Below are 23,993 nucleotides of genomic sequence, written 5' to 3'. Positions count from 1 at the left end.
CGCCGCGGCGCTCCTCTTGCTCGCTGCGCCGCTTCAGGGTCAGCGCCTGCTGACGCTGATTCCGCAGGCGACCCAGCCGGCAACGGTCTCCGTCCAGGACTTCGCGCCGGAGATTCCCTCCATCGCCGTCCAGGTCGACATGGAGCTGCTTCGCACGGAGCCGGTCCGGCTGGAGCTGCCGACGCCGAATGGCCTGGTGCTGGAGGCGGAACTCAGCGTCTTCGAGGATCGGGGCGGCGGCGACCTGATGTGGTCGGGCGGTCTTCCGGGTGCCGGTCATGACAGCGTCGTCCTGACCGTCGAGGGTGGCCGTCTGGTCGGCTGGTTCGGTGAGCCCGGCGGTGTCCGATATCGGATCAGCGCCCGGCCCGACGGTGGCGGTGAGATGGCTTCGAGCTTCGGCCTGCCCGGGCGCGAGCCCGAGGCCTTCTGCCCGGTGGGCAGCGATTCCGATCCGCGATTGCGTGAGCAGGCACGCCTTCCGGCCGAAGCGATGGCCGTCGATCTGCCGGCGCGAGTGGCTGCGCCACAGAACCACGAACAGCTCGACATCCTGGTCGTCTACACCAGGGCGGCGGCTTCGACCTGGGCGGATCGGGGAGGCGCCCGAGCGGCGATTCGAAGTGCCGGGGACTACCTGAACATGGTCCTGCGGAACGGCAACATCGGGGTGAGCGCGAGAATCGTCCACATGGCGCAGCTCTCGGGCCTGGACCGTGTCGGCAGAGACGGCACCGGTCTGTACGGCACCTCGATCATCACGCAATTGCGGTGGGACGGGGAGGTGCTGCGGCTGCGGCGTGAACACGGCGCCGATCTGGTTCATCTCTTCACCGGGGAGTCGCCGTGGGCGCTTGGAGGCGCGTGCGGCCAGCACTACCTTTTGGCACGGGCGGACGGCGCGGAGGAGTTCTCGGAGTACGCCTACGGTTGGACCTCCAGCGCCTGTTCGGACGATGGGCCGATCTTCGCCCACGAAATCGGCCACGGCCTGGGCGCCCACCACGACCCGGAGAACGGCGGTTCTCCCCAATTTGCCTTCAGGCCGTACGCCTTCGGGCACGGCAATCTCGATCGCATCCCGAACGTCGGGACGATCATGAGTTACACCGGCCAAGGCGAACCGTACCTGTCGAGCGTACGCGTCAAGCCGCAGGGCCGGGTGATCGGCATCGCGAACGAACGGGAGAACGAGCGCGCTCTGCGGGACAGCATCCACCTCGGCGTCCGCTACGGCGACTTCGTCGACGCCTTGCCGCAGGACGCTCCCGCGGCGCCGACGGACCTGGTGGTCCGGATGGCCGGCGACATCTCGGTGCGGCTGCTCTGGCAGGACAACGCGCCCGACGCGGATGGCTACGAAGTAACGTACTGGCAGCCCGGTCGAACGGGAAATCTGCCGACGCGACGGTTCGAGGAGCGGAGGTCGGCGACCCTCGATCTTCCGGTGGCCGACCCGGGCACGCGCTACTTCTTCTTCGTCAGGGCGGTCAGGGGGGAGAGCACCTACTCGGCGAGAAGCAGCACGGTCACGCTGGTCGTTCCGGGCGCGGCGCCGGCCCCGCCTTCGGGACTCGCCTGGCGCCCGGTCGTGGAGGAGGATCCCATCCGCGCGGGGACGAACTCGGCGCGTGTGAGCTGGGTCGACAACTCGGACAACGAGAGTCTCTTCGAGGTTCAGCTCCTGTACCGGGGAGTGCTGCAGCGGCGGAAGTGGGTCTCGGCGAACAGCGAATCGACGCTCCTGACAAGCCTCTTCCCGGACATCTCCTACAGCGTTCGGGTGTACGCGCATGGCATCGCCGGGACCTCTGCCAGCAGCCTCCTCGTCCTGGAATCGCCGCCCATGCCGGGGCCCAGGGCCGTCTCCGACCTGACCGCCAGGGTGACGGGCGATACGTCCGTTCGTCTGACGTGGCGCGACAACTCGTCCGACGAACTGGGCTTCCGGGTCCTGGCGCTCGTCTCGGGCTGGTTCGGCCTGTTCGAGACCGATGCCAACAGCGAGGCGATCGAGATCGAGGGGCTGGCCCGCGGCGGCGGCTACCTCTTCTTCGTCCTGCCGTACAACGACGCGGGCGTTGGCGAACGCAGCTACGCGAGGTTGGGCTTGGGCGAGGCGGGCCGCGGTCCGGCGGCGCCGACCAGGCTCAACTGGGGCGTGGACGGCGGCGTGGCCAGGTTGACCTGGAGAGACAACTCGCGCGGAGAGACGGGTTTCGAGGTCCAGTTGCGGCCCGAGTACGACCGGCAGGACACCACCGTGGTGGGTGGCGGCCGTTGGACGCGGGTTGCTCTGGTCCCGGCTGGCGCCACTTCGTTTGAGTTGGCCCGGAGCGAAGCCCTCGACTATCGCGTCTTCGCCTACAGCGACGCCGGCTACTCGCGCGCCAGCAACACGGTCAGGGGAATGCCGGTGCCGAGCGGCGATCCGCCGGAGGAGGAGGATGGCGGCCTGATGGTCATTCCGTCGGGCGAGACGTCGGTCGAGTTGATCTGGACCGGCAGGTGGGCGCGACCGGCGCGGGGCACGCTCGTCATCGAGGCCCGGAATCCGGCGAGCGGGTGGATGGAGGTCGGCAGGTCGGAGGCCACGGCAGGGGGAACGATGATCGCAGGTCTCGAGCCGGAGACTCCCTACACGTTCCGGCTGCGGTCCGGGGCCGCGGACTACTCTCCGGAGGTCAGCGCCACCACCGGCGCCTTCCAGGGCGCCTGCCGGGAAGGGCCGGACTACCTCTGTCTTCGTGATGGACGCTTCGAGGTGCGGGCGCACTGGAGCAGGCCGGACGTGCTGGAGGAGTTCGGCGCGGGTTCGGCCGTGCCGGTCGCCATCTCGGACGAGTCCGGGCTGTTCTGGTTCTTCGAGTCCGAGAACATCGAGCTGGTCGTCAAGGTTCTCGACGGGACCGCGATCAATGGCAGCTACTGGGTCTTCTTCGGCGCCCTGTCCGACGTCGAGTACTGGATCACGGTGAGAGACGCGATTACGGGAGAGCGGCGGACGTACCACAACCCGCCGAAGGACGTCTGCGGCCAGAAGGATCTTCTGGCCTTCACCGATACGGCCGCCGCGACGGGTCCGCCGCGTGCTGCCGACACCGGTGCGGGCCGCCCGGGATTCGACCTCCTGCGGATGAAGGTGGCGTCCCTCGATCCTGGCGGTATCGAACTCGCCAGTGACGGCACGGGCCACTGCGAGGCAAGTGACGAGCGACTGTGCTTGCGCGACGACCGGTTCGCGGTCGAAGTCGACTTCATCGACCCGAACGTCGATGCGGACGGGCCACGGGCCGCCGGGGTGATCCCGTCGCTGACGACGGGAAAGACGGGCTTCTTCTGGTACTTCAGCCCCTCGAACGTCGAACTGGCGGTGAAGATTCTGGACGGTCGCGGCGTGAACGGCAGCTTCTGGTTCCTGTACGGCGGTCTCTCGGACGTGGAGTACACGATCACGGTGACCGACACGTTGACCGATAGCGTTGCGACCTACCGGAACGAGGCGGGGAGCATCTGCGGTGAGATCGACATCGATGCCTTCTGAGCTGGATCGCGACACGTACCGCGGCCTGATCGGCCAGTTCGCGACGGGCGTCACGGTGGTGACGACGAACGTGGACGGCCGGCTCCATGGAATGACGGCGAACGCCGTCTGTTCGCTCTCGCTCGAGCCGCTGCAACTCCTCGTCTGCGTCGACCGGGAGTCGAACTGCTACCAGCAGATGCAGCGGGCGGAGGCTTTCGGCCTCAGCATCCTGGCGTCCGACCAGGAGGAGATCTCGAACGTGTTCGCGCGCACGACCGAGCCGGCCGCGGGTTCGCTGCTGGGCATTGCGTTCCGGCAGGGCGGCCTGGGCGAGCCCCTGATCGAGAACGCGCTGGTCCACATCGAATGCCGGATCGCGGAGCGGATCGACGGCGGCGATCACATCATCGTGATCGGCGACGTCGTCGCCGGCGAACGGCTGCGCGACGCGGAGCCGTTGCTGTTCCACGGCGGCCGCTACGCCCGCCTGACAGCAGGCTGACGCGGGCGAAGGCTGCCGTCAGGCGACTAGGGGACAGCTCGGGTCAAACTCCCGGTCCAGCGCGGCCAGCTCGACGATCGCCTCCTGGATGACCTGCTGGGGCGTCGCCCCCTGTTCCACCCGGCGCAGCCACTGGATCGCCGGATTGCCGTTGGCGAGGACAGCCTCGATCGGCTGGAGGAGCGAAGCGAAGCCGTGACGATTCGCGGTCTCGGCGACATCGTCGAGCATCGACCGGGTCCAGTCCCTGAACGTGAGACTCCTGCCGTCGACCCAGTTCACGGCGACCGCGTCCAGGCTGCCGGTGCCGGCCGCGCGCTCGTTGGCGGCGGCCAGCTCTTCGAGCGCCGTTGAGGGCCGTTCCCGCAGAGGATCGAGGTCGGGCCGTTCCAGCACCTGCCAGACCCGGGCCTCGTAGAGCGCCGTGACCGCCTGCAGAATGTGGGGATCGCTGATCCGGTCGCAGATGCGAAGCTCCAGGCGATCCAGTTCCCTGGGTGTCGCCGGCCCGTTCGGCCTGATGCCGAGCCAGAGGTGGCGCTGGTTCTGCATCGTGCCGGTTTCGAGCTGTTCGTCCATCCAGATCGCGAACGCGGCTGCGTCGGGGAAGAAGGGCACGCGCTCCGGGGTCAGGGGGAAGCGAAGCCAGCGGCTTGAATGCTGTCCGGTCGGCTTGCCGGCCAGAAAGGGCGACGCCGCGGTCAGGGCCAGGAAGATCGCCGCCTCGAGCCGCAGCACCCGGTAGGCGCGGAGCAGCTCGTCCGGTTCGTCGATGCCGAGGTTGATGTGGGTCGAGGCGGTCACGACCCGGTTGCCGTACGTGTCCCGGATGTAGCGGTAGTAGGGGTTGTCCGGGTCGGAGAAATGGAAGGAATCCGGGTCGGCCAGGGACAGCGCGCCGCCGGGTATCAGCGTGCAGCCGTGCTCGGCTTCCAGGTAACGGCGCAGGGCGCAGCGCTTTGCCATCAGGCGGTCGATCAGGACCTGGTAGCTGCGGTAGGGCGCCGTCGTGAACTCGACGTTCCGGCCGTCCGGCTCGGTCGTGTAGCCGTCCATCGCGGCCTTGACGTGGGCCGAGAGCGGGAGCACTTGACCGTCGGCGGTGCCGGTGTAGACCTCCTCCTCGAGGCCCTTCAGTAACTGCCGGTGCAGCGATAGTTGGTCTGCGGTCATCTAGCTGCGGGGCCGGTCAGGAAACTGATTCTAGCCGCATCCTGCGGCTCGTTCGAGCAATTGCTACGATCGCCGCCCATGGAGATACAGGGCAGGAACTGCGTCGTCACCGGCGGCGCCAGCGGCATTGGCAGGGCGCTCTGCCGGCGGTTCGCCGCCGACGGTGCGCGGGGAGTCGTCGTCGCCGACCGCGACGGCGACGGCGCGGCGGCGGTGGCGGAGGAGATCGGCGCCGCAGCGATCGCCGTGACGGTCGACGTGGCGGTCGAGAGCGAGGTCCAGGACATGGTCGCCCGCGCGGAGACCACCTTCGGCGACATCGATCTCATCTTCTCGAATGCCGGCATCGGTACCGGAGGCGGCGTCGAGGTGAGCGACGAGGGTTGGCAGAACATCTGGGAGATCAACGTGATGTCCCACATCTTCGCGGCCCGCGCCGTGCTGCCGAAGATGATCGAGCGTGGCGAGGGCTACATCGCGAGCACGGCCTCGGCGGCCGGCCTCCTGTCGCAGATCGGTTCGGCGCCCTACGCGGTGACCAAGCACGCGGCCGTGGCCCTGGCCGAGTGGATCGCCATCACTCACGGCAACGACGGCATTCGTGTCTCGGTCCTCTGTCCGCAGGCGGTGCGCACGGCGATGACCGCGAGGGGCCCCGGCGTTGCCGGTGTCGACGGAATGATGGAAGCGGAAGAGGTGGCCGACATCGTCGTTCGGGCGATCGACCAGGAACGGTTCCTCATCCTGCCGCACCCGCAGGTTCAGGAGTACATGCGCCGCAAGACGGCCGACTACGACCGCTGGCTCAACGGCATGAGACGGCTGCGTGAGCGCTTCCTGGCCGGCGCGTAAGCGCCGCCGACACCTTCCCAGGAGCACCGAGAATGAAGCTTGCCCTTGAGTTTCCGAGTGTCGTGTACCGCGAGGGACCGGAGGCCATCGCCCGCCTTGCCGCCGCGATGGACGAGATCGGCTTCGATCAGCTCGACATCTTCGACCACGTGGTCATGGGCCATGACACGGAGGGTCGGGAAAAGAACCGCTATCCGGCAAAGATGCCGATCATGGAGGCGTTCGCCACCCTCGGCTACATGGCGGCATGCACCTCCCGGATCGGGCTTGGCACCGAAGTCCTCGTGCTGCCGCAGCGCGACCCTGTGCTGACCGCCAAGCAGGCGGCGACCCTGGACACCTTGTCCGGCGGCCGCCTGCGCCTGGGCCTCGGCGTTGGCTGGCAGGAGTCGGAGTACGAGGCCCTGGGCCACGATTTCAGGAACCGCGGCCGGCGCATGGACGAGGCGATCGCGGTGCTCCGCGCCTGCTGGAGCCAGGACCCGATCGACTTCGAGGGCGAGTTCTACCGGCTCCAAGCGATGGCGATGGAACCCAAACCGCCCCGAGGCGGAGCGCTGCCGATCTGGATCGGCGGCCATAGCGAGGCCGCGCTTCGCCGGGCCGGACGGCTCGGCGAAGGCTGGATGGGAGTCGCGTCGCCGGAGCTCTTCGAGAACGGCGCCCAGGCCATCGCGGCGGTCCGCAGGTACGCCGAGGAAGCCGGCCGCGATCCGGCGACGCTCGAGTTCCAGGCGCAGGTGTCGCCGCCGCCGCGGCCCGGCAACGAGAGCGACCGGACCTTCTACACGGAACCCGACCGTGTAGCCGCGGCCGCCTCGAAGCTTGGCGAGATGGGGTTCGACGGCGTGGCCCTGAACCTGACCGGCCTGTTCCTGGCAGGCGCCCGGACGGCCGAAGCGATGATCGACGGCGCCGCCGCGCTCCACGAGAAGCTGCGGGCCGAGTTGGGTTAGGCCGCCGCCTTCGCCTCGTCGCGGTTGCGCAGCCATTGCCGCATGACAGGTTGCGGGCCGAGATCGGCCTACTCGGAAGCCGCCCTCGCCTCGTCGCGATTGCGCAGCCACTGCCTGTAGGCGCCGATCATCAGCCAGCCGCCGGCCGCGAGGAGGCCGAGGGGCCAGTACTCCCATACCCGGTCGATGTCGTAGCCGAAGGTGTAGTCGAGCAGGGCCAGGAAGCCGATGATGAAGAGTCCGGCACCGGCCAGCAGGCCCAGTTGCCCGTTGGCTGGCGGTTTCGGGGCGTCCTGCAGTCCGAGGTCCGTGGCGAAGCCGCGCTCGATCAGGGAGGCCTGCCGATAGGCGTCGATCATGTTGAAGAGCCACACGAAGGCCACGACCATTCCCATCACGCCCTCCTCGGTGGCGAGATAGATGGAACCGACCGCCAGCAGGAAGAGCACGATCCCCCGCTGGTAGAGACCGTTGTAGATGTGGCCCAGCCCGGGGAAGAGGGCGAGGATGACGCTGATCACGTGGCGGGTTGTGAGGCTTCCCTGCGTCGACGTCGGCGGCGGCGGTGCAGACGTCTGGTCGGCGCCGGCCTGGGGTGGCGGCGGAGCGTCCGCTACGTGAGCCTGTTCATGGCCGGCGGTGTCGGTGTGGTCGGTCCGGGACAGGTCGTGTTCGCTCTCGGTACTCATGCGGAAGTTCCCTCCGTCGGGGTTTGTGGGCGGTCTCCACTCGTGGGCGGAGGACTGTCGTCATTGCCGGTATCGCTCCATGGCCACAGGCCGCCCAGTTTGCGGGCGGCCTCGGACGACGAGTCGACCGCGCTCTGAAACCAGGCGCTCACGCGGTCGGTGGCCAGGACCAGGGGGTCGGTGAAGAAGCCGACCGGGGGGCGGAGATTCTGGACGGTGCCGAGACGGTGCGCGACCCCCGCCTGCATCGAGGAGCCGGCTTCGGCGACGGGCTCGAGCACGTGCTCGCCGGCCGCGGCGCCGAGGTTCGCGGCGGCCTTGCGGCCGGCGGCCACCGGGTCGCCGGGAAGCAGGGTCAGGGCAACCGCGAGCACGTAGCTGGCGGCGACCGCCGTCGCCGTCCGGGGCGGCGCGCCGGGAACCGCGGGCCGGTGCGCCGGGTTGCGTTCCGGGATCGTTCGCAACCGCTCCAGCAGAGCCGGTGACGGCTCGAGTTCGGATCCGATCAGCGCCTCGAGCTCCGCGGCTCGCGCCTCGCCATCGCGGTGGAGCGGCGCGCCGACGGCGATCTCGAGCAGTCCGGCCTGAAGTTCGGTGGAGACGGGCAAGTCGGCGCCAAGCTCTTCGATGCCCGGCATCCGTTCCGCGGGCGCCGCCTCCGGAGGGGTCGCCCTGGGTTGACGCTGGCGGCTCATCGATAGGCTCCACCGCGGGTCGGCGTGGAGTCACCGAGGGCCTGCCGCCTGCGGTCGATCCGGCGAATGAGTTCCAGGCGAGCGCGCCGCAATCTGGACTTCATCGTGCCCTCCGGAAGGTCGAGGAACGCGCAGATATCCGCGTAGCTCAGACCCTGCAGATCGCGAAGCGTCAGGATCTCGGCGAAGGGCTCCGGCAGCTCCTCGATGACCCCGTAGACCAGGCGCAGCTTCTCTCTTCGTTCCGCCCGAGCGGCCGGGTCGCTGCCGCTGGCCTGGTGCTTCAGAATCTCCTCCGAAACCACGACCGTCCGTCGTTCGGTCCGGGTCCGCCGGTAGTGGTCGATGCAGAGGTTGCGAGACAGGCGGAGGGTCCAGCCGGCAAGCGGCACGTCGCCGCGGTAGCGGCCGAGGTTGCGGTAGAGGCGCAGGAAGATCTCCTGGGTCAGGTCCTCGGCCTCGGCCCTGTTGCCGGCGAACTGGAAGGCGATGTTGTAGATGCGCCGGCCGTACCGTTCGATCAGCTCGGACCAGGCGTCGGCGTGGCCGGCGGCGGCGCGCCGGGCGAGGAACAGGTCGGGGTTGGGTTCTCGCGACTGTCGCTTGGAGGCCATCGTTCTCTGATCAGGAAGACGCATGATGCCCTGCCGAAGTTTCCTGTGGGGCGCCCGTGGATCCTGCATAATCCGTCGTCCCACCTGTTCCCGTCTCCGCCGGGCTTCGTCCGCGCTGGAGGGATCGCCATGCCCGAACGACGACGCATTCTGGTCACCAGCGGCCTGCCCTACGCTAACGGCCCGATCCACATGGGCCACCTGGTGGAGGCGGTGCAGACGGACATCTGGTGCCGGTTGCAGCGCATGCGCGGACACGAGTGCTACTACGTCTGCGCCGAGGACGCCCACGGGACGCCGATCATGCTGCGCGCCGAGCGCGAGGGAATCTCTCCGGAGGAGCTCATCGTCCGGCTGGCTGACGAGCACCTGGAGGACTACCGGGCGTTCTCGATCCACTTCGACAACTACTACACGACGCACTCGGCAGAGAACCGCAAGCTGGTCGAGGGAATCTACGAGCGGTTGCGCGACCGTGGATCGATCGACCGGCGGACGGTGCGCCAGTTCTACGACCCGGAGCGGGAGATGTTCCTGCCGGACCGCTTCATCAAGGGCACTTGCCCGCGCTGCGGGGCGAAGGACCAGAACGGCGACAGTTGCGACGTGTGCGGCTCGACCTACGCGCCGGCCGATCTGATCGACCCCCGTTCCATCGTGACCGGGGCCCTGCCGGTCGAGAAGGAGTCGGAGCACCTCTTTCTGCGCCTTTCCGACTACCGCGAGCTCCTCGAGGAGTGGGTCGGCGACGGCCGTCTGCAGACCGAGGTCGTCAACAAGCTCCGCGAGTGGTTCGATGACGGCCTGCGCGACTGGGACATCTCCCGCGACGCGCCGTACTTCGGCTTCGAGATTCCGGATGCGCCGAACAAGTACTTCTACGTGTGGGTCGACGCGCCGATCGGCTACATGGCCAGCTTCCGCCAGTACTGCGATCGGAACGGTGTCGATTTCGAGGACTTCTGGGGACCGGACAGCGACGCCGAGCTGTACCACTTCATCGGCAAGGACATCCTCTACTTCCACTGCCTGTTCTGGCCGGCCATGCTGCACGGCGGCGGCTACCGTACGCCTTCCTCGGTCTTCGTTCACGGCTTCCTGACCGTCGACGGGGGCAAGATGTCGAAGTCGCGCGGCACCTTCGTCATGGCGCGCACATACCTGGAGCACCTCGATCCGGAAGCCTTCCGCTACTACATCGCGGCCAAGTTCAGCAACGGCCTCGCCGACATCGACCTCAACCTGGAGGACTTCGTCCTGCGGGTGAACTCCGATCTCGTCGGCAAGGTGGTGAATATCGCCAGCCGCTGCGCCGGCTTCCTGCACCGGCAGTTCGACGGCCGGCTGGCGGCGGCGCTCGACGCGCCCGAGCTGGCGGCGGCGGCCGCCGCGGAAGCCGAGGAGATCGCCGAGCTCTACGAAGGCCGCGACTACAACCGGGCGCTCCGCCGCGTCATCGCGCTCGCCGACCGCGCCAACCGCTACATCGACGAGCGGCGGCCCTGGGAGGCGGCGCGCGATCCGGAACGCGCCGCGGAAGTGCAGGCCGTCTGCACCACGGGCCTCGAGCTGTTCCGGCAACTGGTCGTGTTCCTGAAGCCGGTCGTGCCGGCGATCGCCGGGCGGGCAGAGTCCTTTCTGCGGACGGGTTCCCTGGTCTGGGAGGACGTTCACACGCCGCTGCTCGACCGCGAGATCGGTCCCTTCGAGCCGCTGCTCACGCGGGTGCGGCCCGAGCAGGTGGCGGCGATGATCGCGGCTTCGGGTGAGGACGGTGCCGGGTGAGGCGATGACGGCCGCCGCCACCGCGGTCACGGCAGACCGTCTGACCAAGGTCTACAAGGTTTACGCCAGCCCCTGGGGGCGGCTGCGGGAGGCGGTGACGAGACGGCCTGCCCACATGCCGTTTCGGGCGCTTGACGACGTCAGCTTCGAACTGCCGGCCGGGGAGGGGCTGGGCGTGGTGGGGGAGAACGGCGCCGGTAAGAGCACCCTGCTCAAGATCGTCGCGGGGGTCACCCGGCAGACCTCGGGCAAGCTCGACGTCCAGGGCCGGGTCGCCTCGATCCTGGAACTCGGCTCGGGGTTCCACCACGAGTTCACGGGCCGCCAGAACATCCGCCTGAGCGCCGCGATCGTGGGGCTGGACGAACGCGAGCTCAGGGAGAGGACCGGCGACATCATCGAGTTCAGTGAGCTGGGGCCGGCGATCGACCAGCCGGTGCGTTCGTACTCGACCGGAATGACGATGCGGCTCGGCTTCTCGATCGCGGTCCAGGTCGAGCCGAACATCCTGGTCGTCGATGAGGCGCTCTCGGTCGGTGACGGCTACTTCCAGAAGAAGTGCATGGACCGGTTGCAGGCCTTCGTCGCCGGAGGCGGCACCCTCCTGTTCTGCTCGCACGCGATGTACTACGTCACCGCGTTCTGCCAGGAGGCGCTGTGGCTCCGCCAGGGCGAAGTGGCCGCGGCGGGCCCGGCGCTGCGCGTGGTCGGCGAGTACGAACGGTTCCTGATGGCCAAGAGTGGCGAGAGTGTCCAGGAGAGCGATGGAGGAGCCGATCCGGCAAGCGCCCTGGCGCGAATCGTCTCCATCCGGCCCCACGGCGCCGCCCGGCGCCGGGCTTCGGAGCCCTGGGCCCTCGAGATCGAGTGGGAGAGCCGGGAAGAGGAATTCGGCTTTCACCTGGCGGTGGGCCTCGACACCGCGGACGGCGTCCAGGTCTGCGCGTTCACGACCGAGCGGGCCGGCCTTTCGCCGGTCAGGGGGCGAGGCAGCCACCGGGCGGTGGTGACGGTGCCGCGGCTGCCGATGACGAAGGGGGACTACTCGGCCTGCGTGTTCCTGCTGGACGAGGAGTCCCTGCACGTCTACGACCGCAAGGTGGCAGCGAACGTGCTGGAGATCGAGGCCGGACGTTTTGAGCCGAGCCTGTTCGACGTGCCGCACGAGTGGGAACTCGATGGTCGGCGGTCCGGAGTATCCGGGGAGGACGCTTCATGAAGGTACTCGTCACACGGCCGATTCCGGAGCCGGCGGTCGAGCGGTTGCGGGCGGAACCGGGGATCGAGACGTGGATGCTCGAGGAGAACGTGGCTCTGGACCGCGCGACGCTGCTCGACGCAGCCGCCGACGCCGACGTGATTCTGGCCCTGCTCACGGAGCGGATGGACGCGAAGCTCTTCGACCGGGCGAGCAACCTGCGCATGGTCGCGAACATGGCGGTCGGCTTCGACAACGTCGACACCGAGGCGGCGGAGGCCCGCGGCATCTGGGTCACGAACACGCCGGGCGTGCTCGACGGCGCCACCGCCGACCTGGCGATCGCGCTGCTGCTCGCGGCGGCTCGTCGATTGCCGGAGGCCGAGCGTTTTCTGCGTGCCGGCCGCTACCGGCGCTGGGGGCCGATGCTGCTCACCGGGCAGGAGGTTCACGGCCGGACGCTCGGCATCCTCGGAATGGGTCGCATCGGCGAGGCGGTGGCCCGCCGCGCGCGCCTCGGGTTTGAGATGGAGGTCCTGTACTGGGACGAACGGGGCCGGCCGGAGCTCGAGCGCGAGCTCGGCGCGCGGCGTACCGACCTGAACGAGTTGCTCGGCGCCGCCGACTTCGTCTCCATCCACCTGCCGCTGACCGACGGGACGCCCGGCCTGATCGGCCGGGACGAACTCGCCCGGATGAAACCGACCGCGGTGCTCGTGAACACGGCCCGCGGGCCGATCGTCGACGAAGCCGCGCTGGCGGAGGCACTCCGCTCGGGCACGATCTGGGCCGCCGGTCTGGACGTCTTCGAACGCGAACCGGAGGTCCATCCGGACCTTCTCGACCTCGACAACGCGGTCCTGTTGCCTCACATCGCCAGCGCCTCGATCCCGACCCGCCTGGCCATGGCCCAGCTTGCCGTGGACAACGTCCTCGCTCTGCACCGCGGCGAAGACCCGCCGACGCCGGTCGTCCGCGGTACGCGCTGAGGTCGAACCCGGGTGGCGCGTTCTCGCGCCACCCGCGTCACAGTCCGAGCGGCCGTCTTCGGGCGGTCGGATGTCACCCGCCCGCGTGGGGGCAGGGCGAGGGGGTCCCGGACGGCCGCTCACCCCCGCTTGGTGGATGTGGGGATGGGGTTCGCTTCGGTCGCCTGCGCTCCGTTAGGGCGGTGCTGGAGGGGATGTCGTCGGTAGTCGCTTGGCTCCAGCCCACCGGGACCCCCTCGCCCTGACCCCACACGGGCTGGACGTCGTCGTCTAGCCTCGGATGCGGAAAGAGCGGGCGACCCGGAAGCCTGTTTCGTCGGATGCGAAACCGGGTGCTTCGTGCTTTATCGGGGCGGGGTGGAGTTCTTGTGGCAGGAGCCGGAACGAACCCCCACAAAGGACTCGTCGTTCGTCGCCAGGACCCTCGGCGACCCACTCCCAGACGCTGCCCAGCATGCCGTGAAGGCCGAAGTCGTTCGCCTGCCGGTGCTCAGGGTGCTGGACGCGGCCGTCGGAGTTGCCGGCGTGCCAGCAGTGGCGGTCGATGGCCTCCGGGGTGGCGGTCCAGGGCGGCTGGTCGTCGGGGGTCGAGTGACCGAGGCATGCGTAGAGCCACTCTGCTCGGGTCGGCAGTCTCATCGGCTTGCGTGACACCTCGGCGTACCAGCGGCAGTAGGCGTCGGCCTGGTTCCAACTGATGCCGACGGCGAGATCCCGGTCACCGGAAGAGAGGGGGGATCGCCGGTGGTCGGGGTCGAAGGCTTCGAACTGCTCGTTCGTCACCGGCCACTTGCTGAGGTAGAAGGGCTGGACCGTCACCGTTCGTCCGTCGATCGGGACCTCGCCGCCCGGCACGAGCCAGAGGATCGTGCGCGGGACGTGGGCGTAGGAGCGGGGCAGCGGGTTGCTGCTGCTGGCCACGACCTCTAACCCGGGCTGCTTGCGCCGTTCAGGAAGGGCGGCTGCCGAAGACCTTTGGCGTCGGCATCCGGGCGCGGATCGACTCGAGTTCGTCGACGGTCACGGTCGAGATCCCGTTCTTGCGGCAGTGGGACTCGACCGAGCGCACGACCATGCCGCGGACGAAGGCCGGCACCCGCTTCATGCGAGCCTCGGCTTCGGGCTCCCAGGCGATACTGGTCGAACTGTCTTCGCCGTAGCGCGCGAGAGAGGCCAGCCCCGTGCGGTCGCCGAACGCCTGCAGTTGATCCGCGGTGAACGAGCCGGGCTCGTGGGTGCAGAGCGGATCCTCCGCCATCAGGTCGCCGGTCATTCCGAAGGCCCGCGCCCGGCAGCCGCCGCAGACCGTCGACAGTTCGCAGGAGCCGCAGCGGCCGCCGAGATCGTTGCGGCGCCGGATCGACTGGAAGAGGTCGGAGTCGTTCCACAGCTCCGAGAGCGTCGACCGTTTGAGGTTGCCGCCGAACACCGGCAGGTAGGGGCAGGGCGTGACGTCGCCGTTGGGTCGGATTCCCATGTAGTGGGTTCCGGCCGGGCAGCCGCCGGCGCCGCCGTCGTACGCCTTGAGGAAGGGCGAGTCCGGGTCCGCTGCGAGCAACTGGCGGACGTAGTGGGGCGCGCACTTCGCGTTGACGACCATGCGCCCGCGGTAGTTGCGCTGGATGGACGTCAGGGCGGCCAGCACGTCGTCGTAGTCGGCCGGTGACAGGTCCGAGACGAACTGGCCGCGGCCGGTCGGAACCAGGAAGTACAGGTTCCAGACCCGGGCCGCCAGTTCGCTGTAGGCGAACTCGGCGATCTCCTCGAGTTGACCCCGGTTGTGCGCCCCGGCCGTCGTCTGGATGATGAAGGGCAACCCCGCCGTGGCCAGGTGCCCGGCGCCGTCGACCGTGTTCTGCCAGGCGCCGCGAACCCGCCGGAAGCCGTCGTGGACCTCGGCGTCGAGGGCGTCTAGCGACAGGGCGAGACCGCGGACTCCCTCGCCGGCGAGAATCCGGGCCAGGTTCTCGGTGATGCGCACGCCGTTGCTGCCGACGACGACCCAGAGGTCGCGCTCTGCCGCGTAGCGCACGATCTCCAGGATGTCCCGGCGCAGCAGCGGCTCGCCGCCGGTGAGGATGACCAGGGCTTCGGGAGCGAACTCGCAGATGTCGTCGATCACCTTGCGGCACTCGTCGGTCGAGAGCTCCGAGCGGTCGGCGAAGTTCGCGGTCTGGACCAGAGGCTTGCCGCCGGCGTCGAGGTAGCAGTGCTCGCAGGCCAGGTTGCAGCGGTAGGTCAGGTTCCAGGAGATGACGTACGGACGCGCGAAGGCGGCCGGATTCACGCTCGGCTGCCGCTCCAGGGGTGACACCGTCATCGGTAACTCCAGGCGAGGTCAGGCGATGCCGAAGAACGAGCGGGCGCGTTCCAGGACGGCGGCGTCCACCTCTTCGTAGCCGTGGTCCTCGGCGAACTTCTCGATACCCGCGACCGCCGAGGCGCGGACGATGTCCGGAATGTTGGCGAGCCGCTCGCGGGCCTCGGCGGTCCATGGAATGCCCTCCGGGCCGCCGTTGCCGCTCTCGACCGGGCTGGCGTTCTCCCCGGCCCGTGTCCCGGTCATCGGAACGCCCATGTCGGCCAGCATGCCGGTGAACGGGCACTTCGACGCGGCCGCGGCCGTCTCGGGATCTTCCGTTGTGCCGATCTTCACGCCGAGCGAGCCGACCACCTGAGTCTCGTGTGGGTTCGTCATCATCGCCATCTCGGCTGAGCAGGCGGGGCAGGCGTAGACCAGTGCGACCGAGCCGCCCTCGGGGCCGATCGCGTGCTTGAGCTTCATCTGCTCGTCGCAGGGTACGCAGAGGAACTTCATCGGGTCTCCGGATCAGCCGGCCCGGCGCTCGGCGAGGCCGTTCAGGATTGAGTCGGCGGCGGTCTCGATGGCGCGGACCGCCGGCCCCCGCGGCAGCTCCGGGTCGCCGGCATCGGAGGCCGCGGCCAATCGCGGATCGAACGGTATCGAAGCGAGCACCGGGAGTCCAAGCTCTGATGTCGCGCCGGCAGAGCCGTCGAACAGGGTCCTGACCTCGTCGCAGCCTTCGCAGGAGTAGCCGCTCATGTTCTCGATCACGCCGAGAGTCACGTTTGGGGTTCGCCGCAGAGCGGCGGCCGACCGCGCCACGACGCCTCTTGCCAATGCGGTCGGGATGGAGACGAGGACGAAGCGGGCCCCCGGTCCGAGGACCTCGGCGTACTGGAGCGTGCGCTCGGCGCCGGGCGGCAGGTCGACCAGGAGCACGTCGAGACGCCCCCAGTCGACCAGCCCGAGCAGTTGTTGGAACAGGTTGAACTCGCGGGTGGCGCGCCAGACATGGGAGTCGCCGCGGGCGACGCTGGCGAAGTCCAGGTCCTCCGATTCCGGCACCGCGGAGCCCATCGACACGACGCCGAGTCCGGTCGAGGTGCGGGGCAGCGCCATGCCGCGCCCGCCCGGCAGCAGAGCCGTGTTCTCCAGGCCGGCGAGGCGCGCCTGGCAAGGGCCGTTCAGATCGGCGTCGAGCACGGCGCAGCGGCGGCCGCGGCGCTCTATTGCCAGGGCCAGTTGCATGGTCAGGGTGCTCTTGCCGACGCCTCCCTTGCCGGAGCCGATGGCGACGATGTGTTCGACGCCGGTCAGGGCCTCGGCGATGCGTTCCCGCTGCCGGCCGACCTGGCCGACGATGTCGGAACCGCCGTCATCGATCAGGTCGAAGTAGCTCTTCATCGCGGGTGCGAGAGTACCAAGTCCTCAAGCCGGAGCCGCGTCGCTCTCGTAGCGAATCGTCCTGGAGCCGGGCCTGAAGCCGTACTCCTCGAGGCGGCCGGCAGGAACTTCCGACGGATGGACCCGCGGCAGGTGGAGCGACCGCCCGGCATGGTCCGAGGCGACGGCGAATAGCGGGCGCACCAGCGCGGGAACGGGCGTCTTGCCGCCGAGGGCGAGCACCTCAAGCGGTGTCCCCGGCGGCGGGGTCGCCAGGAAGGGCAGGGGATTATCCGCGTCGCCGTCGCCCCGGTGGAGCAGGTAGGCCTCGAAGTCCCGATCGGTGGCGATCGCAAGACCTTGCGGCCGGTCACGGAGGTTCCGGATGCTCTGAGGAGCGCGCTGCCAGCAGCGGTCGAGCTCCGGGACGGCCTCGAAGTCCTCTTGCGAGACAAGCTCGGCGGCGGCGACATCGGCGACCAGGTCGACGCCACCGACCGGGTCGACGCCGCCGGCCGGCGCCTCGGCCGCGCAGGTGTAATCGGTCAGGACGTCCCGCCTTGTGAATCCGCAGGCTTCGAAGAAGCGGCGGCCGAGGGCGTCGTCTTCCGGTAGTTCGACGAGCATCAGGGTCGGTTCGAGGATGGCCATCTTCTGGCTCAGCGAAGTCATCATGTGGCGGCCGTGACCCCGGCGGCGGTGGTCCGGGTGGACGGCGACGTGGAGCACCAGGCTGGCGATCGGCTCCCGCTTCGCGGCGATGAGGACGCCGATCGGGTCGGATCCTTCGAAGGCGACCATGCAACTGCTGGTCCAGAGGTTCATCTCACGGCCCAGGCGCTTCATGTGGTCCACCGTCATGCGCCAGGGCCGGGCGCCGGCGCCGACGTTGCAGCGCTCGTAGGCGTCGACGATGAGGGGCACGTCGTCCGAACGGCAGAAACGGTAGGCGGTCACCCCGTTACTCCGTTGGCGGCGCCGCGGCGGTCGTCAGGCCGGTAGGGGAAGCCGCGGAGCCGCTCGGCTCCCGTGCGGGGACTCGGAGAAGCAGGAGGGTCACCATGGAGAAGGCGTACAAGCCGACGAACGTGGTGAAGGCCAGGTCGTAGCTGTGGAAACGATCGTAGACGTAGCCCGCGAAGGGGACGCCGAGTACCTGGATCGGCAGCAGCATGGGACTCATCAGGCCCATCACCCGGCCAAAGGAGCGGCGGCCGAAGCAGGCTCCTATCAGCGTTCCCCACAAGGGCATGATGCCGCCCATGCCGAGTCCGAAGACGGCGACGGCGCCGAGAACCGCCGGATAGCTCTCGGCCCCCAGCAGACCGCCGGCGCCGGAGCCCATCAGGCTGACCGCCAGCCACACGGCGCCGCGACTGCTGAGCCGGTCGCTGATCCAGCCGAACACGACCTTGCCCAGTACTCCCATGGCAGCGATCGTGGACAGGCAGAAGGCAGCGTCGACGGGCGGAAAGCCCAGGTCCGTCGCGTGGGCGATGATGTGCGTGAGGATGGCGGAGTTGGCGCAAAAGCACATCGACACGACGAGGACGATGACCCAGAAGTTGCGGTTCGCCAGCGGCTGCGTCCACTCCAGCCGTGGGCGCCTGGGCGGAGCGCCGTCGGCCGTGGGCAGGGGCGTTACCGGTTCCACGCCCACCGGTCCCTCCCCGGCCGCGGGCGCCGCGGTCCACTCGCCGGCCAGGGAGGTCGCTGCCCCGTCGGGGTGAAGGCCGATGTCCTCCGGGCGGTCGATCACCCAGCGCCGGACGGCCGGAAGGACGAAGAGCAGCGTCAGCGCGCCGTAGAGCACGAACGTACCGCGCCAGCCGATCAGGTCGATCAGCCGTGTCGCCACGGGTGCCATGACGACGCCCGAGAGCGAGATGCCCATCGTGGCGATGCCGAGAGCCATGGCGCGCTGGCGGACGTACCAGTTGGCGACCAGGGTGGAGGCGGTCACGCCACCGATCAGCGCCGCTCCCAGGGCCAGGAAGGTGCCGAGGACGAGGTAGAACTGGATCAGATTCTGGACCGTCGCGGTCAACAGCAGGCCCAGGGCCAGCAGCCAGGTGCCTGCGGTCATGATCCGTTTCGCGTGGCCCTGGTCCAGGGCGTGGCCCAGGAACGGCGCCACCAGGCCATTCGTCATGCCAAAGACGGCCACGCCGATGCCGACACCGGTCCTGCCGCCGCCGAACTCGGAGGTCAGGGCGACGAAGAAGGCGCTGAACGAGTAGAAACCGAACCCGATGGAGACGAAGAGCGCCAGGAAGGAAACGAAGATGATCTTCCAGCCGTGGAAGGGAGCGTTGGCCGGTGGCGTCCACGTCATGGTCGTAGCGCGGGCCTTCCGGCCCGCGATCCGGGCGCTCGCCGAGAAGTGGCGAGCGCCTGTCCTTCGACTAACCGGCGGTCTGCCCCAGCAGGTCGTCCAGCTTGAAGACCTCTGCCGCGTTCTCGCGCAGGAACTTCGGCCAGACGTGGTCCCGCAGCGGCAGGTCGTCCATCTCCGTGAAGATGCGCTCGTAGGAGAGGCCGGGGAAGTAGCCCGCGTACATGAACTTGTTCGGTCCCCGCTTGTTCGCGAACTCGATCACGTTGCGGGGGTAGTGCTTGGGCGCCCAGGCCGAGGTCGAGTAGTAGAGGTTGGGCCACTTGAGCATCAGCTTGACGCAGAGGTCGGTCCAGGGATCGCCGCCGTGCCGCATGACGACCCGGAGTTCGGGGAAGAACCAGGCGACTTCGTCGAGCAGACCGGGATGCTGGCACTTGTAGGGGACTCGCGGCCCCGGCACCCCGACCAGCATGTTGATCGGGATGTCGAGTTCGACGCACTTGGCGTAGATCGGGTAGAAGCGCTTGTCGTCGATCGGCACCTGGGGGTAGGCCAGGCACGGCGCGGCCGACGCGGCGCGGATGGCGGGGTGGAGGTTGACAGTCGCCTCTAGCGCGCGGACGCCGTCCATGCCGGCGTTCGGATCGACGCCGACGGCGCCGAAGAAACGCCCGGGGAACTCTTCGAACACCTTGAGCGCCGGTTCCGGGTTCTGGCCGCTGACGCCGATCTGGGCGATCCGGACGCCGAACGCGTCCATCATCGCAACGACGTCGGCTGCCGTCCAGGGCCTGTCCATGCGCCGTCCCGCATCCTTGAACAGGTACTGGGCCGGATGGTGGGAGAAGTCCTCCGTCCCGCGGTCGCGGCTGAGCCGGCGCACTGCCTCCATGCCCATGCCGGCGCCGCCGGCCGGGATGTCGAGGAACAGGTCCACGACGCCGATGTCCCTTGGTCTGCCCATGCTCACTCCTGATTCGGTTCCGGGTTGACGCCTGTGCTGCCCGCCGCGAGGACGACGACCTCGATGGCGGCCTCGCGTATCGTGACCGCGAGCGTGCGGCCGTCCGGGCTCACGCTCGGCTGGAGGGCTCCGATCGCGCCGGTCGTGACCTGCTCCGTCGTGCCGGTGGCGAGAGCCACCCGCCACACCTGGAAGGGCCCGAAGCGATCGTTGCGCGAGTAGAAGAGCGACGCGCCGTCGGCGCTCCACTCGGGCGCGCTGTAGGGCTCGCCGTTGGCGAAGGAGAGAACGGCCGTGGGGGTCCCGCCCGCGGCCGGCACCGTGTAGACGGTGACGCGTCCGTCCTCAAACGAGCGTCCGTAGAAGGCCAGCCGCTCGCCGTCCGGCGAGTAGCGGGCGCCCATCGCATAGCCCTGGAAGCCGTCGAGCGGGACGCGGACGGGGTCGGCGAGCGCGAGCCCCGTCGCGGGATCGACGGCGATCGTGTACACGGACCCCGGGTTCTCCTCGAGCGGCGGGCCGTGGCTGCTGAAGGCGAGCGCCCGCCCGTCCGGGCGCCAGTCCGGCTCGCCGGTGTCGGCGCCCGGTCCGAACCGCGTGAGTCGTGTGGGTCGCTCGCTCCCGTCAACCGGGACTAGCCATATGTCGTCGCTCTGCTCCAGGTGTCCGTGGAAGGCGAGCCACCGGCCGTCGGGCGACCACGCGGCGCCGTAGTCCTCGTGCTCCTCCGAGAGGAGCGTCCGGACCGTACCCGTCGGGACGCCCTCCGCGTCGAGGTCGACGGCGCCCAGGTCGAAGTCGATGGGCATGCGGAGGCGTCGCCAGGAGAACGTGGTGAAACCGAGCGCCCCTCCGTCGGGGCGCCAGGAAGGCAGGAAGGCGCTCGTGCCGCTTGCCGTCGTCACCTCGGTAGGTTCTCCTCCGGTCACCGGAACGAGGCCCACTGCGGTGCGCGTGTGGTACACGCTGAGAGCGACGCGACCATCGGCCAGCGGCGTGGCCGCGAGCACGTCGCGGTCACCGTGCGTCAGCCGTTCGGGCGGGCCGCCGTCGAGCGGCACGCGCCAGCCGACCAGGAGCGAGTCGTCGGGCCCCGCCGCCGCGAGATAGAGCGCGTCTCCGGTGGGGGACCACTCCACGCGGCTGTCCCATCCGAACCGGAAGTCGGCGGCGAGCGTGCGTGTCTCGCCCGTCGCGACCTCCGTCACGGCCAGGTCCGCGCGGTACCCGCCCGCGACCAGAAGGTGCGCGACCGAGCGCCCGTCGGGAGAGCGAACGGGCGCGGCCCACCCCCCGGCGCGGTCGACGAGCACGGTCGCGGGGCCGGCTCCCGGCGCATACGCGACCCACGCGGTGTCGGCGCCCGCGTGTCGAAGAGCGGTCACGGTTCCGTCGGGCAGCAGTCGCGGATGGTCGACGCGCGCGTCCCCGGGATCCACGATCCGAGTCTCCTGGCCGGTACTCGGCTCCAGGGTCCAGACCCCGTGACTTTCGGGCCGGCGGTCGACGTAGACGACGCGCGAACCGTCGGGCGACCAGGTCACCCGGAACCGTTCCGCCGGCGTCGTCGTCAACACGCGGCCGACCCCGGTGGCGACGTCGTAGACCGTCAGCGATCTGGCGCCCGCGGCGAAGTCGGCGAACACGACCCGGTCGCCGGCAGGCGACGGGATGCCCGGGTAGGCGTCGTAGAGGTCCGTGTGGACGTGTCGCGCGAGCACGACGTCCGCGACTTCCTCGACGTTGTTTCCGCACGCCGTCGCCGCGAGGAGCGGCACCGCCGGCAGGCAGCGGGACACAGCCCACCGACGCCAGGACCACCGCGGAGACTGCACTCAGGCTTCCGGTTCGCCGGCCTTGCGCTTCTCGTCGAGGGCCGACATCAGGCCGACCTCGTTCAGGTAGTTCCCGGCCTTCGCGTCCTTGGCCGCCTCGACCTGGGCTTCGCTTGCGCCGGCTTCGGCGAGAGCGGAGAAGGGGCATCTGCCGGCCGCGGTCGCGGCCCTGGTTTCCGCCTCGGCCACCGCGCTTGCCTGGGTTCCATCGCCCTGGCCGATCTCGTAGGCCGCGATCATCTGCTCCATCAGCTCGCGGCCGAGCTCGATGCCCTCCTCGACCGTCTTGATGCCGATCCGGGAGACGTGCTTTTCGCGGGCCACCAGTTCGACGCGCTCCTGGGTCCGGTCCCGCATGAAGCCGGCAGGAACCCGAAGAATGCGTTCGACCGCTTCGGCTGTCCACTCGTGGTTCGAGAGCAGCGGCACGCGGTCGTCGTCGCGCGCGATCAGCTTGCGTTCGTCGGCCGACGTCTCGGCGGCGCCGTTGCCGTTGGCCTCGGTCGCCTGCTCACGGGCCTCGATCGTCACCGGCTCGCCGGTCTCGTCCTCGATCATCACGCGGGCGAGTTCGAAGGTGACGGTCGGCAGCTTGCTCATCCGCGCCTTCTTCTCGATCCGGGCCTTGGCGCGGCGGCGGCGGTAGGCGTCCTCGATCGTCTTGAGCGCCAGGCGCGCGTCGGCGGTCCACTTCAGCTTGCGGCCGTCGTAGGTGGTCTCGACCTCGAGACCGCCTTCCATTTCGGCGATCCGTTCCAGCATCTCTTCGGTGATCTGCTCGAAGGACTCACTGCCGCAGACGCCGCAGCGGACGGGATTCGGCTCGGCCGAGGTGACGCCGCACTTGCGGCAGATGAAGGTGGGCCGGCTGCGCGCGAGTTGCAGGGCGATCTTCTCGGCCAGGGCCTCCGTCTCGCGGGCGGTGTACTTCGGCATGTAGCGGTCCATCGCTTCGTCGAGGACGTCGCTTGAGATGACGCTGTGTCCCTGCTCGACCGCCAGCCTGTAGAGGGCGGTGCGGGCGATGCCGCGCACCTGCTCGGGAACCCGCTTGAAACGCTCCTCGGCTTCGGGGGTCCAGCGGATGCTCTCCTCGGCCTTGACGTCGAGTTCCGGGTGCTCCAGGCGAGTGGTCAGGAGCAGGTCGCAGGGGCAGGCGCGGAGCAGGTTCTCGGCGTTGCTGCCGAGGCCGGTCTCGCTCTCGTCACTGTGGACGCCGACCCGGCCGATGACCAGCATCCAGGGATCGATCTTCCGGGCGTGGTCGAGGACCTTCTGGAACGCCTTGCCGTCGAGGAGCGTCTTCGTCAACTCGACGCCGACCTCGGTCGCCATCGTCTCGGCGACATCCAGGTGGGACTGGTAGATCTGCGCCAGACCGGTGTCGATGATCTCCTCGTGGAGCTGGTTCTGCTCCTCGAAGCGGAAGATCTTCGCCGCGCGCTCGGTCAGCACGTTGACGACGCCCTTGAACACCGAGTAGTGGAGATAGGGGTCGTAGACCGAGATCGCCTCGACCTTCTTGCCGAAGGTCTTCGCCAGGTCGATCGCCGTCATCAGCGCTCCGAAGGACTGGGGCGAGCCGTCGACGCCGACCAGGATCGTGTCGCGGCCGTCGGCCTCGGCCTCCGCCTGGTGGCCGTTCCCGTTCCCGTTCCCGTTCGTCGCCCCGGCCTTCGCCGGCAAACGCTTGATGACCAGCACGTCCCGGTCGGCGGTGCGGGCGACGCGCTCGCACACCGAGCCGATCTGCGTGTCGCGGACGCGGCCGATGCCCATCACTCCGAGCACGGTCAGGTCGTAGCCGGAGTCGCGGATGTCGCGCACGATCTCGACATGGTGCTTGCCGTCCATCATCTTCGGCTCGAACTCGAGGCCGGCGTCGTCGCAGACCGCCTTCATCGGCTCCAGGTAGCTCTCGGAGATGAGCTCCAGGCCCATCGTGATGAGCGAGTCGTGGATCTTCCGCTGGCGGTCGAGTTCCGTCTCCTCCAGGTACTCGTCCGGCAGGGTGTACTCCATCTGCTTGAACCGGTAGTCGTGCATGCTGGCCGCGTAGACGTGGCAGCCGACCATCGTGGAGTCGAACTTGCGGCCCAGCTCGACCGCCGAGGCGATCGCCTGGTTCGAGTAGTCCGAGTTGTCGACGGGGACGTAGATCGTCTTGTACATGGTGCTGTCTCTTGTGT

At 69.1% G+C, this 23,993-nt stretch carries 20 protein-coding genes; 7 read left to right on the top strand and 13 right to left on the bottom strand.

The window, feature by feature from the left end; genetic code table 11:
• The first annotated feature begins 16 nt into the window (after window positions 1-16).
• Both OXI49_09730 and OXI49_09725 read left to right on the top strand, forming a co-directional pair.
• Complete coding sequence (locus OXI49_09730; protein ID MDE2690780.1) at window positions 17-3,544, top strand: fibronectin type III domain-containing protein; 3,528 nt, start codon at window positions 17-19, stop codon at window positions 3,542-3,544.
• On the top strand, window positions 3,534-4,028 hold the full coding sequence (locus tag OXI49_09725) for a flavin reductase family protein (GenBank protein ID MDE2690779.1): 495 nt from the start codon (window positions 3,534-3,536) through the stop codon (window positions 4,026-4,028). The genes OXI49_09730 and OXI49_09725 overlap by 11 nt, the downstream gene beginning before the upstream one ends.
• 18 nt (window positions 4,029-4,046) lie before the next feature.
• On the opposite strand, the gene gshA is transcribed toward OXI49_09725, so the two are convergent.
• Window positions 4,047-5,201, bottom strand: coding sequence for a glutamate--cysteine ligase (gene gshA, locus OXI49_09720; protein MDE2690778.1), 1,155 nt, complete (start codon window positions 5,199-5,201; stop codon window positions 4,047-4,049).
• A 78-nt stretch (window positions 5,202-5,279) separates the two neighbouring features.
• Between gshA and OXI49_09715 the strand changes: the two genes are divergently transcribed.
• Window positions 5,280-6,053 carry an SDR family NAD(P)-dependent oxidoreductase gene (locus OXI49_09715; protein ID MDE2690777.1) on the top strand — a complete coding sequence of 258 codons (774 nt, stop codon included), beginning with the start codon at window positions 5,280-5,282 and terminating at the stop codon, window positions 6,051-6,053.
• 32 nt (window positions 6,054-6,085) lie between these two features.
• The gene (locus tag OXI49_09710; protein ID MDE2690776.1) at window positions 6,086-7,009 is read left to right on the top strand and encodes an LLM class F420-dependent oxidoreductase; all 924 of its coding nucleotides are present in this window, start codon (window positions 6,086-6,088) and stop codon (window positions 7,007-7,009) included.
• A gap of 68 nt (window positions 7,010-7,077) precedes the next feature.
• On the opposite strand, the gene OXI49_09705 is transcribed toward OXI49_09710, so the two are convergent.
• The 3 genes from OXI49_09705 to OXI49_09695 are packed head-to-tail and all read right to left on the bottom strand — an operon-like array spanning window position 7,078 to window position 9,007.
• Window positions 7,078-7,698, bottom strand: coding sequence for a hypothetical protein (locus tag OXI49_09705; protein ID MDE2690775.1), 621 nt, complete (start codon window positions 7,696-7,698; stop codon window positions 7,078-7,080).
• Complete coding sequence (locus OXI49_09700; protein MDE2690774.1) at window positions 7,695-8,393, bottom strand: hypothetical protein; 699 nt, start codon at window positions 8,391-8,393, stop codon at window positions 7,695-7,697. The genes OXI49_09705 and OXI49_09700 overlap by 4 nt, the downstream gene beginning before the upstream one ends.
• The gene (locus OXI49_09695) at window positions 8,390-9,007 is read right to left on the bottom strand and encodes an RNA polymerase sigma factor (GenBank protein ID MDE2690773.1); all 618 of its coding nucleotides are present in this window, start codon (window positions 9,005-9,007) and stop codon (window positions 8,390-8,392) included. The genes OXI49_09700 and OXI49_09695 overlap by 4 nt, the downstream gene beginning before the upstream one ends.
• 129 nt (window positions 9,008-9,136) lie before the next feature.
• On the opposite strand from OXI49_09695, the gene metG reads away from it, so the two are divergent.
• The 3 genes from metG to OXI49_09680 are packed head-to-tail and all read left to right on the top strand — an operon-like array spanning window position 9,137 to window position 12,979.
• Window positions 9,137-10,792 carry a methionine--tRNA ligase gene (gene metG, locus OXI49_09690; GenBank protein ID MDE2690772.1) on the top strand — a complete coding sequence of 552 codons (1,656 nt, stop codon included), beginning with the start codon at window positions 9,137-9,139 and terminating at the stop codon, window positions 10,790-10,792.
• On the top strand, window positions 10,773-12,011 hold the full coding sequence (locus OXI49_09685; GenBank protein MDE2690771.1) for an ABC transporter ATP-binding protein: 1,239 nt from the start codon (window positions 10,773-10,775) through the stop codon (window positions 12,009-12,011). The genes metG and OXI49_09685 overlap by 20 nt, the downstream gene beginning before the upstream one ends.
• The gene (locus OXI49_09680; protein ID MDE2690770.1) at window positions 12,008-12,979 is read left to right on the top strand and encodes a D-glycerate dehydrogenase; all 972 of its coding nucleotides are present in this window, start codon (window positions 12,008-12,010) and stop codon (window positions 12,977-12,979) included. The genes OXI49_09685 and OXI49_09680 overlap by 4 nt, the downstream gene beginning before the upstream one ends.
• Before the next feature lie 270 nt (window positions 12,980-13,249).
• Here the strand turns inward: OXI49_09680 and OXI49_09675 are convergent, their stop codons facing one another.
• The 9 genes from OXI49_09675 to OXI49_09635 form a co-directional block, all read right to left on the bottom strand.
• Window positions 13,250-13,900 carry an SUMF1/EgtB/PvdO family nonheme iron enzyme gene (locus OXI49_09675; protein ID MDE2690769.1) on the bottom strand — a complete coding sequence of 217 codons (651 nt, stop codon included), beginning with the start codon at window positions 13,898-13,900 and terminating at the stop codon, window positions 13,250-13,252.
• Between the two features lie 28 nt (window positions 13,901-13,928).
• Window positions 13,929-15,299, bottom strand: a complete 1,371-nt coding sequence (locus tag OXI49_09670) for a radical SAM protein (protein MDE2690768.1) — start codon at window positions 15,297-15,299, stop codon at window positions 13,929-13,931.
• An 18-nt stretch (window positions 15,300-15,317) separates the two neighbouring features.
• Window positions 15,318-15,797, bottom strand: coding sequence for a PCP reductase family protein (locus OXI49_09665; protein MDE2690767.1), 480 nt, complete (start codon window positions 15,795-15,797; stop codon window positions 15,318-15,320).
• 12 nt (window positions 15,798-15,809) lie between these two features.
• Window positions 15,810-16,688: a P-loop NTPase gene (locus tag OXI49_09660; GenBank protein ID MDE2690766.1), complete on the bottom strand. Its 879-nt coding sequence runs from the start codon at window positions 16,686-16,688 to the stop codon at window positions 15,810-15,812.
• Between the two features lie 24 nt (window positions 16,689-16,712).
• Window positions 16,713-17,624: a GNAT family N-acetyltransferase gene (locus OXI49_09655; GenBank protein ID MDE2690765.1), complete on the bottom strand. Its 912-nt coding sequence runs from the start codon at window positions 17,622-17,624 to the stop codon at window positions 16,713-16,715.
• A 4-nt stretch (window positions 17,625-17,628) separates the two neighbouring features.
• On the bottom strand, window positions 17,629-19,002 hold the full coding sequence (locus tag OXI49_09650) for an MFS transporter (protein MDE2690764.1): 1,374 nt from the start codon (window positions 19,000-19,002) through the stop codon (window positions 17,629-17,631).
• A gap of 70 nt (window positions 19,003-19,072) precedes the next feature.
• Window positions 19,073-19,969, bottom strand: a complete 897-nt coding sequence (locus tag OXI49_09645) for an amidohydrolase family protein (protein ID MDE2690763.1) — start codon at window positions 19,967-19,969, stop codon at window positions 19,073-19,075.
• A gap of 2 nt (window positions 19,970-19,971) precedes the next feature.
• Window positions 19,972-21,747, bottom strand: coding sequence for a hypothetical protein (locus OXI49_09640; GenBank protein ID MDE2690762.1), 1,776 nt, complete (start codon window positions 21,745-21,747; stop codon window positions 19,972-19,974).
• Window positions 21,748-21,804: 57 nt separating this feature from the next.
• The gene (locus OXI49_09635) at window positions 21,805-23,976 is read right to left on the bottom strand and encodes a universal stress protein (GenBank protein MDE2690761.1); all 2,172 of its coding nucleotides are present in this window, start codon (window positions 23,974-23,976) and stop codon (window positions 21,805-21,807) included.
• Between the last annotated feature and the right edge of the window lie 17 nt (window positions 23,977-23,993).

It is taken from the genome of Acidobacteriota bacterium (assembly GCA_028875725.1).
GTDB lineage: Bacteria > Acidobacteriota > Thermoanaerobaculia > Multivoradales > Multivoraceae > Multivorans.
This window is presented reverse-complemented; position numbering and strand designations above follow the sequence as displayed.

Bases quoted from the DNA above. Each gene is read 5' to 3' on its own strand.
- metG (MDE2690772.1), top strand. From the start codon at position 9,137: ATGCCCGAACGACGACGCATTCTGGTCACCAGCGGCCTGCCCTACGCT.
- OXI49_09635 (MDE2690761.1), bottom strand. From the start codon at position 23,976: ATGTACAAGACGATCTACGTCCCCGTCGACAACTCGGACTACTCGAAC.
- OXI49_09650 (MDE2690764.1), bottom strand. From the start codon at position 19,002: ATGACGTGGACGCCACCGGCCAACGCTCCCTTCCACGGCTGGAAGATC.
- OXI49_09645 (MDE2690763.1), bottom strand. From the start codon at position 19,969: ATGGGCAGACCAAGGGACATCGGCGTCGTGGACCTGTTCCTCGACATC.
- OXI49_09705 (MDE2690775.1), bottom strand. From the start codon at position 7,698: ATGAGTACCGAGAGCGAACACGACCTGTCCCGGACCGACCACACCGAC.
- OXI49_09665 (MDE2690767.1), bottom strand. From the start codon at position 15,797: ATGAAGTTCCTCTGCGTACCCTGCGACGAGCAGATGAAGCTCAAGCAC.
- OXI49_09715 (MDE2690777.1), top strand. From the start codon at position 5,280: ATGGAGATACAGGGCAGGAACTGCGTCGTCACCGGCGGCGCCAGCGGC.
- gshA (MDE2690778.1), bottom strand. From the start codon at position 5,201: ATGACCGCAGACCAACTATCGCTGCACCGGCAGTTACTGAAGGGCCTC.
- OXI49_09710 (MDE2690776.1), top strand. From the start codon at position 6,086: ATGAAGCTTGCCCTTGAGTTTCCGAGTGTCGTGTACCGCGAGGGACCG.
- OXI49_09680 (MDE2690770.1), top strand. From the start codon at position 12,008: ATGAAGGTACTCGTCACACGGCCGATTCCGGAGCCGGCGGTCGAGCGG.
- OXI49_09700 (MDE2690774.1), bottom strand. From the start codon at position 8,393: ATGAGCCGCCAGCGTCAACCCAGGGCGACCCCTCCGGAGGCGGCGCCC.
- OXI49_09725 (MDE2690779.1), top strand. From the start codon at position 3,534: ATGCCTTCTGAGCTGGATCGCGACACGTACCGCGGCCTGATCGGCCAG.
- OXI49_09660 (MDE2690766.1), bottom strand. From the start codon at position 16,688: ATGAAGAGCTACTTCGACCTGATCGATGACGGCGGTTCCGACATCGTC.
- OXI49_09695 (MDE2690773.1), bottom strand. From the start codon at position 9,007: ATGGCCTCCAAGCGACAGTCGCGAGAACCCAACCCCGACCTGTTCCTC.
- OXI49_09670 (MDE2690768.1), bottom strand. From the start codon at position 15,299: ATGACGGTGTCACCCCTGGAGCGGCAGCCGAGCGTGAATCCGGCCGCC.